Origin of the sequence: Pseudonocardia humida (genome assembly GCF_023898865.1) — a bacterium.
GTDB classification, from domain to species: domain Bacteria; phylum Actinomycetota; class Actinomycetes; order Mycobacteriales; family Pseudonocardiaceae; genus Pseudonocardia; species Pseudonocardia humida.
This window is the reverse complement of sequence record NZ_JAGSOV010000069.1, coordinates 95,140-106,385: the sequence shown is the minus strand read 5'-3', so window position 1 is coordinate 106,385 and position 11,246 is coordinate 95,140. Positions and strand designations below refer to the sequence as shown.

Annotated in this window: 15 protein-coding genes, 1 tRNA gene and 1 pseudogene; 9 read left to right on the top strand and 8 right to left on the bottom strand. The window is 66.7% G+C overall.

Features of this window, described 5'->3' with window-relative positions; all coding sequences use genetic code 11:
- Positions 1-285: 285 nt before the first annotated feature.
- Positions 286-1,587: pseudogene (locus KDL28_RS32195) on the top strand (IS701 family transposase).
- Between the two features lie 204 nt (positions 1,588-1,791).
- Here KDL28_RS32195 and KDL28_RS32190 read toward each other — a convergent pair.
- Positions 1,792-1,862 (bottom strand) — tRNA-Ile (locus tag KDL28_RS32190).
- Positions 1,863-1,943: 81 nt separating this feature from the next.
- On the opposite strand from KDL28_RS32190, the gene KDL28_RS32185 reads away from it, so the two are divergent.
- The 6 genes from KDL28_RS32185 to KDL28_RS32165 all read left to right on the top strand — a co-directional run bounded on the left by KDL28_RS32185 (position 1,944) and on the right by KDL28_RS32165 (position 6,136).
- On the top strand, positions 1,944-2,873 hold the full coding sequence (locus KDL28_RS32185; RefSeq protein ID WP_252444601.1) for a tyrosine-type recombinase/integrase: 930 nt from the start codon (positions 1,944-1,946) through the stop codon (positions 2,871-2,873).
- A 26-nt stretch (positions 2,874-2,899) separates the two neighbouring features.
- Positions 2,900-3,220, top strand: coding sequence for a hypothetical protein (locus KDL28_RS32180; RefSeq protein ID WP_252444599.1), 321 nt, complete (start codon positions 2,900-2,902; stop codon positions 3,218-3,220).
- 127 nt (positions 3,221-3,347) lie between these two features.
- Positions 3,348-3,911 (top strand): toll/interleukin-1 receptor domain-containing protein, encoded by a 564-nt coding sequence (locus KDL28_RS42265; RefSeq protein ID WP_372497134.1) that lies wholly within the window; start codon positions 3,348-3,350, stop codon positions 3,909-3,911.
- A gap of 189 nt (positions 3,912-4,100) precedes the next feature.
- Complete coding sequence (locus KDL28_RS32175; RefSeq protein WP_252444598.1) at positions 4,101-5,144, top strand: NucA/NucB deoxyribonuclease domain-containing protein; 1,044 nt, start codon at positions 4,101-4,103, stop codon at positions 5,142-5,144.
- Between the two features lie 22 nt (positions 5,145-5,166).
- Complete coding sequence (locus KDL28_RS32170) at positions 5,167-5,622, top strand: hypothetical protein (protein ID WP_252444596.1); 456 nt, start codon at positions 5,167-5,169, stop codon at positions 5,620-5,622.
- Positions 5,623-5,962: 340 nt separating this feature from the next.
- On the top strand, positions 5,963-6,136 hold the full coding sequence (locus KDL28_RS32165; protein WP_252444595.1) for a hypothetical protein: 174 nt from the start codon (positions 5,963-5,965) through the stop codon (positions 6,134-6,136).
- A 19-nt stretch (positions 6,137-6,155) separates the two neighbouring features.
- Here the strand turns inward: KDL28_RS32165 and KDL28_RS32160 are convergent, their stop codons facing one another.
- The 3 genes from KDL28_RS32160 to KDL28_RS32150 form a co-directional block, all read right to left on the bottom strand.
- Entirely contained in the window at positions 6,156-6,401 is a 246-nt protein-coding gene (locus KDL28_RS32160; RefSeq protein ID WP_252444593.1) for a hypothetical protein, read from the bottom strand.
- A 70-nt stretch (positions 6,402-6,471) separates the two neighbouring features.
- Positions 6,472-6,756 (bottom strand): hypothetical protein, encoded by a 285-nt coding sequence (locus KDL28_RS32155; protein ID WP_252444592.1) that lies wholly within the window; start codon positions 6,754-6,756, stop codon positions 6,472-6,474.
- Entirely contained in the window at positions 6,753-6,929 is a 177-nt protein-coding gene (locus KDL28_RS32150) for a hypothetical protein (RefSeq protein ID WP_252444590.1), read from the bottom strand. The genes KDL28_RS32155 and KDL28_RS32150 overlap by 4 nt, the downstream gene beginning before the upstream one ends.
- A 186-nt stretch (positions 6,930-7,115) precedes the next feature.
- On the opposite strand from KDL28_RS32150, the gene KDL28_RS32145 reads away from it, so the two are divergent.
- Both KDL28_RS32145 and KDL28_RS32140 read left to right on the top strand, forming a co-directional pair.
- Positions 7,116-7,319, top strand: coding sequence for a MerR family DNA-binding transcriptional regulator (locus KDL28_RS32145; protein WP_252444615.1), 204 nt, complete (start codon positions 7,116-7,118; stop codon positions 7,317-7,319).
- 690 nt (positions 7,320-8,009) lie between these two features.
- Positions 8,010-8,204 carry a hypothetical protein gene (locus KDL28_RS32140; protein WP_252444588.1) on the top strand — a complete coding sequence of 65 codons (195 nt, stop codon included), beginning with the start codon at positions 8,010-8,012 and terminating at the stop codon, positions 8,202-8,204.
- 690 nt (positions 8,205-8,894) lie between these two features.
- On the opposite strand, the gene KDL28_RS32135 is transcribed toward KDL28_RS32140, so the two are convergent.
- From KDL28_RS32135 to KDL28_RS32125, 4 genes are all read right to left on the bottom strand, one after another.
- Entirely contained in the window at positions 8,895-9,194 is a 300-nt protein-coding gene (locus KDL28_RS32135; RefSeq protein WP_252444587.1) for a hypothetical protein, read from the bottom strand.
- On the bottom strand, positions 9,194-10,018 hold the full coding sequence (locus KDL28_RS32130; RefSeq protein WP_252444585.1) for a hypothetical protein: 825 nt from the start codon (positions 10,016-10,018) through the stop codon (positions 9,194-9,196). The genes KDL28_RS32135 and KDL28_RS32130 overlap by 1 nt, the downstream gene beginning before the upstream one ends.
- A gap of 10 nt (positions 10,019-10,028) precedes the next feature.
- A complete protein-coding gene (locus tag KDL28_RS40760; protein WP_256503130.1) occupies positions 10,029-10,163 on the bottom strand; it encodes a hypothetical protein in 135 nt (44 codons plus the stop codon).
- A gap of 304 nt (positions 10,164-10,467) precedes the next feature.
- On the bottom strand, positions 10,468-11,085 hold the full coding sequence (locus tag KDL28_RS32125; protein ID WP_252444583.1) for a hypothetical protein: 618 nt from the start codon (positions 11,083-11,085) through the stop codon (positions 10,468-10,470).
- Positions 11,086-11,246: the final 161 nt, after the last annotated feature.

Below are 11,246 nucleotides of genomic sequence, written 5' to 3'. Positions count from 1 at the left end.
ACAACGCCCGCACGAACACGCTCGGTCTGCGCGCCACCGTCACCTCCCGCACTCGACGTGCGGGCAGCCTCCCGGGCTGATGCAGCGAGATCAATTACCTGGTGGGCTCAGCGTGTCGAGCCACTAGTACTCCAGCCGTAGGTCGTGATCTTGGCGGCGTGGCGGTCCCGGACGTGAGGCAGCCACCGCGTGATCCTCGTCCGTTTGTCGACAACCGAAGATCAAGCGGTGGCCGTGGGCCACAGGGTAGAGCCCGATCGGTGGAGGGCTGAGACCGACAGGCTCCTGGACCGGATGGCCGGGCGGTTCGTCAGGGTGCAGACGCGTCGGCGTGCTCGCGGGTTCCTGTTCGGGTTGCTGGCTGACCTGCCGCGGAAAGTTGCTGGAGCATCGCCGAACACGCCGGCGACGCCGACCCGCACGGCATGCAGTACCTGCTTGGCCGAGCCTCGTGGGACACCGACGGGGTCCGCGACGACCTGCGCGACTACGTCACCACCGGGCTCGGGGACACCGACGCGGTGCTGGTGGTCGACGAGACCGGTGACCTGAAGAAGGGCGTGTGCACCGTCGGGGTGCAGCGCCAGTACACCGGCACCGCCGGACGTGTCGAGAACGCCCAGGTCGCGGTCTACCTCACCTACGCCTGCGAGCGTGGGCACGCGATGATCGACCGCGAGCTCTACCTGCCGAAGTCCTGGACCACCGACCCCGAGCGGTGCACGCAGGCCGGCGTGCCCGACGACGTCGAGTTCCTCACCAAGCCCGGGCTGGCCACCGGCATGATCTGCCGTGCCCTCGACGCCGGGACACCGGCGCGGTGGGTCGCCGGGGACGAGGTCTACGGCGCCGATCCCGCCCTGCGCACCGAGTTGGAACTGCGCCGGGTCGGCTACGTGTTGGCCATCGGCTGCGACCGCCGCGTCCCGACCGCGCTGGGCCTGGTCCGCGCCGACGTGCTGACCGACGGCCTGCCGAAACGGGCCTGGCAGAGGCTCTCGGCCGGGCCGGGCGCGAAGGGGCAGCGCTACTACGACTGGGCTCTGATCACCCTGAACCCACCTGCAGGCGCTCGGCGCGACACCACCGACGCCGGCTGCGACACCCAGTGTTGGTGGCTGCTCGTGCGACGCCACCGCCACACCGGTGAGCTGGCGTTCTACCGCTGCTACAGCCCGGAACCGGTACCGCTGCGTGAGCTGGTCCGGGTCGCTGGACGCCGCTGGACGGTGGAGGAGTCGTTCCAGGCAGGCAAGGGCCTGATCGGCCTGGACGAGCACCAGGTCCGCCGCTGGACCTCCTGGCGACGCTGGACGTTGTTCGCGATGCTCGCGCACGCCTTGCTCGCGGTGATTGCCGCCAACGAGCACACCACCCGGCCTGCACCAGCCGGCCTGATAGCGCTGACCTGCAACGAGATCTGCCGGCTGTTCACAGTCCTGGTCATCGCACCCTGCCGTGTCCTGGCCTGTCCCGAGGCCCGGTCGACCTGGCGCCGACGCCACCAACACCGCGCCCACCCCAGCCACTACCAGCGCCAAGAGGCAGCCCTCGAATGGCCATATCGACCTACGGCTGGAGTATTAATCCGGGCCCGCTGCGCAGCCTGCCGATCCGCACCATCCGCACGCTGCTCCAGCTCAGCACGCTCATCAGCAGACAGAACGATCTGCACGGCGGTCGGACCACGACGCGACATGACTAACAACGTAACGGCTACGCCTTGAACTTGCGGCGCAGGACACTAGCGTAGCCGACGAGCCCGACACACTGCTCTGAGCTGCAGGTATGTGGGGCGGGTGGGGTTCGAACCCACGACCTGACGGATTATGAGTCCGCACCGGGTGTCCAGCTTCTGACCTGGGAAAACACGGGTTCGAGGCGCCAGACACCGGCGCAATCCGTCAGGCCACGGGCCGCTCCATGTTGATCATGGAGGCAGCGTGAGCACCGACCTGGACGATCTTCGTGAGGTCATCCGCGACTGGCGCAGGAATCTGCTGACCCGGAATCGTGCGCCTCGCACGATCAATGACTACGTCGCGGTAGCGGAAGCGCTATACGTCTGGCTGGTCCAGGAACGCAGGTCGACCACGGTTACCCGGATTACCCGCCGGGACCTGGAGGACTACTTCATCGACCTGGCTGCCCGCAAGCAGCTCAGGTACGACTGGAAGCCGATCAGCCCCGCGTACGTGGCGAAGAACTACAGGACGCTACAGCAGTTGTTCAAGTACCTGACAGCCGAGGAGATCATCGAGACCGACCCGTTCGCTCGGATGTCTCCCCCGGCCGTGCCGGAGAAACCGGTCCCGATCATGACCGAGGATGAGGTAGTCCGGCTCCTAGCTGCGTGCAAGGGCACAGGGTTCCTGGACCGCCGTGACACGGCGATCCTTCGGATACTGCTCGACACCGGAATGCGGGTCTCGGAGCTGACCGGTATCCAGCTCACCGATGTCGACTTCACGACCGACTCCGCCGTGGTGACCGGCAAGGGTCGCCGGCCCCGCACCGTCGTGTTCGGGCCTAAGCCGGCCGATGCGGTGCGGCGGTACATGCGTGCCCGGGCGAAGCACCCGAAGGCCAGCGAGACCGCTCTGTGGATCGCTGAGAAGGGAGCACTGACCCACCACGGAGTCAGGGACATGCTGACCCGCCGGTCCGCGATGGCCGGCGTCGAGGGAGTACACCCCCACCGGTTCCGCCACCAGTTCGCGCACGACTGGCTGTCCGACGGAGGCAACGAGACAGACCTGATGCGGCTGGCCGGGTGGCGCTCCCGCCAGATGGTCGGCCGGTACGCCGCCAGCGCGGCGGACCAGCGAGCACACGAGGCTCACCGCCGGGCCAGGATCAGCGACCGGTACTAGCCTGCCCCTGCCGCGCCTTCCCCCGCGTGCACGACGAGGGGAGAGCTGTGCCTACAGAGGCTGAGCGGCGCGCAGCCGAGATCCAGGCGTACAGAGACGACAAGGCCGTCATCGAGGCTGCGGCGGCCTGTATGCGGTACCGAGCGGTCCAGCAGTACTACGCCGGCCTTCAGCGCAAGGAGGTCGCGCTCGGGTTCGCGGTCGTGCTCGACACCCTGGCGATGCACCTGCGCACTCTGGACCCGGACGTCCGGCGCATCGTGGTCGACGCGTGCGCCGAGTTCACCCACCGGGTCGTCCGGGACGAGGAGTCGTACCGGTGGCGAGCGACTAACGGTCTCCAATGATCATCATAGTGGCCCAAACTCGTCGAGTACCGGTAAGAACAACCCAAAATCACCCGGCTAGGGACTTGACGAGTATGCAGCTCTGCTCGGCTCGACGCCATGTCCAGCCCCCCGTAGATTGACCGCCGTGCAGCCGGACAGATGGGACACGCCCGTCAGGGCACCCGTCGATAGTTACTGCTGGGTCGACCCTGAAGCCAAAACTAGGCCAGTCAACACAGGCATCGTCGGAAATGCGTTCAATGCTTACCAGTGGGCACCGGATCCTCCCTGGCTAGGGACCCCAACGGGACCCGCTTTCCTATGTCATTCATCAGGCGACAAGCAGCACGTCAGAAGGTTGTACCACCATCTCGTTGCAGACGGCATCAGGTGCTGGTTCGATGAACGTGACTTGATTCCCGGCCAAGACTGGGACTTAGAGATACGCAGGGCAATCAAAGCTGCCTCGTTCGTCGTCGCCTGCCTTTCTCGTGCCCCAATCACCAAAGCGGGCTACATCCACCGTGAGCTACGATTCGCACTCGACCGCGCAGACGAACAGCCACATGACTCAATCTTCATCATCCCGGTCAGACTGGAAGAGTGTGAGGTGCCTGAACGGCTGACGCGGATTCATCGTGTCGATCTCTTCGCGCCTGGTGGGTACGAGAATCTGCTACGGGCACTGCGCTACCGGCCTGCCCAGTAGTCCGCTGCTGTCGTAAAGCCGCCAGTCGCACGGTTCGCCCACGCTGATCTTTCTCCTCCCCCTAACCTCCCGGCAAGTCACTGCAACCGAGCAGGCACCGTAGGGGACGCCTTCGCGTACCCCTAGTTCGTGCTGCGCTCGTGCGGATCGATCACCGGGGGACTAATGCACCGCATACGAAACGCTGCCGTGGCGACGATCGTCGCCGCCGCTTCGCTCCTAATCACACCGGGAGTCGGCTACGCCGCACCGGAGCCGGTGAGTACAGCGATGACGCCACTCCAGCCGCCGCCGGAGCCGGCCCAGGTGGACGCTTGTAACCCGGCCGACCGGTCCAGGTTCGGGGACTGCAAGTCCCGCGTCTACTCGTTCAACCTGCGCCGGGGCGATCCGGTGACCGGACCGATCATCGGGACGGCGATGGCCTCGGTGACCATCTCCGAGAAGACGTCCGGGGACTCTCGCGATTGGACCGCGCACTACACGGCGCGGATCTTCGGCTTGACCGGAGAGGCAGCGACAGGCACCACCGCCGCTGTCGTTGCCGAGTGCCGGGGTGACTGCACGATCGCTGGCGGCGCAAGCCAGCCGAACGTCCCGGTCGTCGAGAACTCGGTGATCACCGGCGACGTCCGGATCTCTGGGGGCGTCCAGGCTGTGTCGACCTCGTCCCAGTCGATCACGCTGCATTTGTTCCACCCCGCCGCGGTCAACTCTGGTACCACCGCGGGCAGCCCGTTCAGCGTGCTCGGTCCGGTCCGGTGCGACGACGGTAAGCAGCGGTTCGGCATCGAAGGCCGGCCCGGGTGCGTCCTGGAGGACTTCGACCCGACGTTCGTGATCAACAGCCCGGAGTTCCCGCAGCCGCCGGCTCCGCTGCACGCGGCGTTCGTGGCTCGCGCACAGCAGAACCCGAAGACGCAGAACCTCGGCCGACCGGGGTTCGGCAACCCGCTGATCCGCGAGTTCCTGCCTACGTCCGCGCAGAACAAGAAGCGACGGATGGTCTGCCCGGCGAACTTCCCGCGGATCGAGAGCCCAGCCGGTACGCCGGCCGAGTTGCTGGACTCGTGCGACGAGTACCCGTTCAGCTCGTCGCTGCAAGGGACTCCGCAGTTCGCGGTGACCGAGCACGTTCCGAACGGTGACAATACGACCGGCGGACGCCGGCTCCTCACCTTCTTCGCCCGATACCACGTGATGAGCGGCGACGCGTACTATGTCCAGCCGTAGCCTCGACACCGGGAGATCAGCAATGCGAGGAACCGAAATCGCGTTTGTCGAGCACGGCCAGTACTGCCTCGGGCATCCCGGCGCCGTGCTCCCGTTCTTAGAGCCCGGCGCTCCGGCCAATCGACTGTTGCTCCCGTCCGCGTCCGACCAGGGCGGGGTGGTCGTCCAGACCGGCACGATCGACGGGCCGGTCAGCGTGACGGTCGAGACGTTCGATCAGCCGCCGGCTACGGCCCCTGACGGGGCCGAGTGGGAGCGTGTTGAGGACCTGGTGGCGGTTAGCAAGGGTGACCGCCTCCTGGCTGTGGTTGAGGCAGACATGCTGGAGGACGTTCCAGAGTTCGCGGTCGCTCCGGGCGACCGCTACCACGTCCGGCTGTCCGTCCGTGGGTTCGACGCAGGACGAGCGGCACACACGCTCGACACGGACGACGAGCCGGTAGAGCACCACCTGGTGCAGCTCTGGCAGGAGCCGTAGGGATCGCTCCCTGGATGCACGGAGCAAGCCGTCGGTGACAGCGGGTAGAGTGGACTTGCAACCTCAGACTCGGGCGTAATCTCGACAGCCCTTGCCACCCAGAGGGAGCATGGTCTCGCCGCCCGCTTCGTACGAGAGGAAGCCCAGGTACCCCAGCGTTGATGTGAAGCACGGCTTCACCGGCACCAAGATCCAGCCAAGAGCATGCCCGGTACGGCGAGACTGGGAGGCTGGCACTGAGCAGTGGCCTCTATTCCCAAGGTGGAGGCGCCCAATCACTGGTCGGCGGTCGTCGGTGGCAGCCCAGTCGTGCTTCATGCCCTCGTCATGGAGACTGCCTGTGCTCACTCTGCTCCCTTCTCTAGCCCCGCTAGCGGTCGCCGTCGTTGGCGCTGGTGGCCTTGCTTCCGTCTTGATGACGTGGATCAAGGAGCATCACAAGAGCAAGCGATTTGCCAAGCTGATCGACAAAGCCGAGAAGGTTGATCTCAACGACGCCACCGGATGGGAGTAGACCCATCCCGCGCTGCTCATCACCATGAGCCTGGCGGCGGCGTCCGGTGGGCCTGCTCGAACGCCCACCGGTCCTGCTCGTACTTGGCGCGCTCGCGCTGGTAGGCGCGGCGCTTCCGGTTGTTCGAGGAGTTGGTGATCAGAGCCATCGGCCACCAGACCAGCAGCCCCCAGACTCCGACCGACAGGATCGTCAAGATCAGGTGTAGGGCATGGCTCGACCGCTTGTAGATCGGCTCGATCGGCGGGACCGGGATCGCGTACATCAGTACCCCTTGCTGGTGGACGGGTGCCGGGCAGCGCTCGACGCTGACCGGAGACGGGTGTGCAGGCTGGTCAGATCCAGCCGGGCTGGGCCCGGCGCTCGACGTACGCGCCGAGCGGGCGGTTCTCGTGTAGGACGTGGGGCCTGCCTTCGGCGATCATGTTGATCACGGCCATCGTCAGGTACAGGGCTCGGGTCGCGGTGCTTCGCGCCTCGCAGGGGTTCGCTCCGTCCTGCTCAGGCTGTGGTCCACAGACCGCGCAACCGCCAGGGACTCGGGCGTGCTCGTTGAGCGTGCGCTGAGCCAACCCAGGCTCGGCAGCCATCAGGATGTGGTCGTTGATCCCGACGGTCATCCGCGTCTCCCTGGTAGCCGAGTGCGGGTAGCCGGCGCCGCCGGCCGGGCGACCGTGGAGGCCATCCCGTCCCGGCACTGCCGGACCCCGTTCTTCTTGTGCACCCACACCCCGGCCTTCTCGTTGAACTCGACCTCGTCCGGGCAGTAGTCGCACGGGTACTTGAACTCCACGCTACCTCCCCGAACCGGACATCTGGCTACCGGGGAGTGTAGTCACTATCTACACACGCGTAGTAGCTACTCCCATGTACTAGCAACGAGCGACATAGGCGTTCGCCCGAAAGTGTGTACCGATAGGCTGTACGGGGGTCTCGGCTCGATTAACGTTGGGCTGTGCCCAGCCCCCGACCCCGCCTCATGACGAGCGGTGAACTGGCGCGTGAGCTGGGCTTGAACGTCCAGACGATCCACCGGTACAGAGCCCGGGGATGGATTACTCCGTCCGTGGTGACCCCGACCGGCCACGCCCGATGGGACGCGGCCAAGGTCAGGGACGAGATGGCGGAGCTGAACCGCCGGCGCCTGGCCGGCGAGCTGGACGAGGCGCCAGACTCGGAGTAGCCACCTACCGCAACAAAAAAAATCTTGATGTAGTGATTGACCGTAGCGTTATTGCTGCGCTACTCTCGGGGTGGCTGTCTGATCTGGCGCGTCCTGGGTCGCACATGGTCTCATGTGCATGTGCCCCTCAGCCAGCTACTCGGCGATACTCCGAGCTGGCTAGCGCTCGTGGTGCTCGGGCTGGCCCTCTTCCACCAGCCGCTCTGGATCCTGCTGATGTGCTTCGTCCTGCGCCTCTGCAACAGCAAGGAAGCCGTGGGCCGGTGGGCGATCAAGCACGCTGGCCAGCAGAAGCTCCCCGCCTTGATTCGAGCGATCCGTGGGCGTCCAGATCCGCAGACGCCCACTCAGGACAGCAGCTCGGCTGGCAGCGCCGACCCACCCAGCTCTACCTAGCGGCCCGTCAGGGCGCGCAGGACGTAGACCCCGAGCCCGAACAGGATCGAGAGCACAGCTGGAAGGACCGCCGGCAGCGCTAGTAGCGAGATCAGCAGGCTAGCGGGAGATCCCTCTAGGGCGCACGTGCGCGAGCGAGGTCACATCCCTAGGCAGTCCTCGCGCTGTAGGCCGGGGGTGCATACGACGAGCCAGCGCCGTGGCGCGGCACCGCACGCCGGTACGGTGACCTCCGCAGCCCGTCCTTGGGGACACCAGGGAGATGGAGATGAAGATGGAAAGGCTCTGCCTTCGATGTCCGCCATCACTGGTGTCTTGGCGCTGGCCGCTGCTGGCCTGATCGCACTGCTGCTGCTCGTCAAGCTCTGCGTGGTGCTCGTAGCTCTGCGCGGCTCGAAGCCGGCGCAACGCGCCGCGATCATGGCGTCCCTGCCCCTTGTGCTGCGGGCGTTCCGCATCGACTGGCCGGGCCGGCGTCCAGGGAGCTGATCGACCTTGGAACCCGTACAGAACCAGGCACCCGCATTACACGCCGATCACGCGGGCGGGCGGGCGGGTGCCCGCCCCTGCCCCCGCTCGCGCCGGCCCGCACCCGCTCACCCGCGGCCGACGACACGTCCGCCGGCCAGTGCCAGCAGCCCCAGCGCTGCCCCTAGCAGCGCGCCTGCACGCCGCTGCCTGCCCCCAGCACGCAGCGCACTCCCTAGCCGGCCACCCCTGCCCCAGCAGCGCTAGCCCAGCGCAGCGCCCGCACCCAGCAGTCCCGCTGTCCCGACACGCAGCCCGGTACCCCGGCACGTACCCACCCGAGTCCCAGCACACCCGCCCGTAGCTCGCGGTCTCACTGCCCTACCCGCCCAGCAGCTCAGTAGCCGGCGGCAGCCCCAGCCCGGCGACCGGTAGTCGCGGCGGAATCGCACACCGAACCTTCGTGCCGAACCGATCGTTCGGCTCGTCGTGTTCGACCCTGCTTCGATTCGGCGAGGTTCGTGCGGGTCGGCCGAGCAGGTCGCCTGGCTCGACCTCTCTGTATCGTCACTCGATCTTCTCGTGGTCGGTATTACGACAGCTCCTTCGGTTAGGATCTGGGCCTGTTTCGTATGCATAAAGGCTTGGGCACTAAGAAAGCCTCGGGCTTGATGCCCGAGGCTTGCGAGATATTCGAGTAGGTTTGGCTCGTTACCAGCCCAGGGTCAGAGCCCATGGGTCGCGGCCCCGGCCGGCGATGGTGTCCATCTGCTTGGCCATCCAGGCTTGGCCGTGGTCGGCCCGAGCGGGCCAATCGCCCATACCTTGACTCGGATCGATCGGCAGGTCCGGAGGCGGCACCAAGCTCTTGCCGAGGTCGACCAGGCGTGCGGCCGACTCGGTCAGCTCGTCGGCGGTCTCACCGACCAAGAGGTCGGCGAACTGCTCGGCCTTTGGGCCCGTGAAGCCAGCCGTCTCGGCGAGCTGGCGTCGGTACTCGGACTGGTCCATCAGGCGCCGATCCGGTAGCCGGGGGGCATGGTCTTCTCGTCTTCGAACTCGTACGGCAGTGAGTACACGTACTCGTCGGCCTCGGCCGGCGGCTTCAGGTTGAGAGTCCCGCCAGTCAGGATCACCACGATGTGCGGCGCGAGCGGCGCGAGCGCTGTCGAGATCCCGTGCCCGCGGGTCGCGTAGACCTGGATCATCCCGGCAGCCCTGGAGAGCTGATCGGCGTACTCGTAGTCACCGATCTGCGCGGCCTGAGCGACGGTGCGCTGGTGCGGGCTCAACGCCGTCCACCCGCGCAGCTTCGAGATCGACTTGTAGACCCTCAGGACTCGATCCAGTTCCTGGCCCTGCTGCTTCGCTGTCTGGAGCGCAGCAGCCTCCTCCGGGGTCAGATCGAACAGGCTGAGCCCGTCCAGCCCGGATGGAATCTGCTCTGCGGCGGCGGTGAAGCTAAGCGCCACCGCGTTGTAGCGGTCGCACACGCTGCGGACCATCTCGTCCGAGGTCTCGTTGATCGCCGTCGTCACCCGCTGGGTCTTGACGCTCGCAACGTAGGACTTGATCTCAGACCACACGTAGCCATCCGCGGCGGCCTTCAGCAGGTCCTTCTGCGCGGCCTGCCAGTCCTCCTCGCTGCTGGCCACTCGCAGCGCCTGCTTGGCGCTCTCGACCTCAGCAGTCTGGTCCGACAGGTCGACCCAGCCGGTCGCAGCGATGGCGTCCCGGACAGCCTTGGGCACCTCCACCCCGATACCTGTCAGCTCGCGGGGAATCTCGTGCAGCGACATGATCGCTGCGTCGCGCTTCAAATCGATTTCTGGCATTTTTTCTCCTTCAGCGGTCGAGCAGGTCGGTCATCGCCTGCTCGTGTACGTCCCGGGCCTGCTCGTCCCGATTCTGTTCGTTGGCTTCGTTGCTCGTCACCGTCTCGCGAGCGATCCGGTCGAGCGTCTGCCCTAGCGATTCCATCTAGTCCTCCGTTGGACGGGTGGTCCGTCTATATCGGCCGCGCTGGTAGCGGGCCTGGCGCTGACGACGGCACGTCTTGCAGCGGACGCGCTCGCCTTCGAGATCGACGTTGGATGTGCGGACCGGGTGTCCGCATCCGGTGAACCGCACGGCGGCTCCCTCCTGTGCATGAAAAAGGGCCGGTCCAAAGACCGGCCCTGCATCTACCCTGGGTCTAGCGCCAGACCTGCTGGTCAGGCGCTCGTTGTGCTCCTTTCTCTACCTCTCTACCCATACTATGTCTTTACTGCTGCATCGCCGCAGGTCAGGACCGGTAAGACGCCGATTCGCGTTCGTAAGCCTCCAGATAGTCGGCGGCCAGCCCGTACGCCCGGTCGGTCGCCCAGCGGTCCAGGCCGACGCCACGGGGAGGCCCGCAGACGATCCTCTCGGCCAGGTCGACCGCCTCCAGGATCGTCATCGACGATGGATCGAACTCCCGGTACTTCGGTCGCCTGGCACCGCTGGTCTCCCCAGCGCGGAACTTGCGGTCCCGGCGTCGGGCGCCGGTCGCCTGGTGAATCTCCCGACAGTCCTCGGAGCAGAACCCGGGCCACCGAGCGTTGACGTCGGCCGGGCAGCGCTGGACCGAGAACCACGAGCCGCACCCGGCTCGCTGGCACTCGCCGGTGTAGGTCACGGTGTCGCCGTCCCGGTCGCAGACACCGTGCTCGGTACGCCACCGGGTCACGTCCGGGCGTGTCACGCGTAGGTGGGAACGGAACGCCAGGCGCTCGCCGGGCGTGGTGCCCTCCGGCGCTGGCTTGCGGCGAGGGACCGGATACTTGCGCAGGTCCGGCTTGGAGGCCGGAACCGGGGCGGTCGTCGTGCACCGAGCGCCGAACGGGTTACCCAGCCCGCGGCGCTTGGGAGGTAGCTTCATGGGTCTGCTTCCTGGCGGCTTGGTGCCGCCGATCGATCCGGCGCTCTGATGGGCGCCGTAGAAGGCCAGGGCAGCAGCCGGCCATCAGAGCCGGCCGTTGTCAGGGGCGGCCCACGGAAGGCCGCTGACAGGCGGGAAGGCCGCTCCAAGGCGGCCCATAT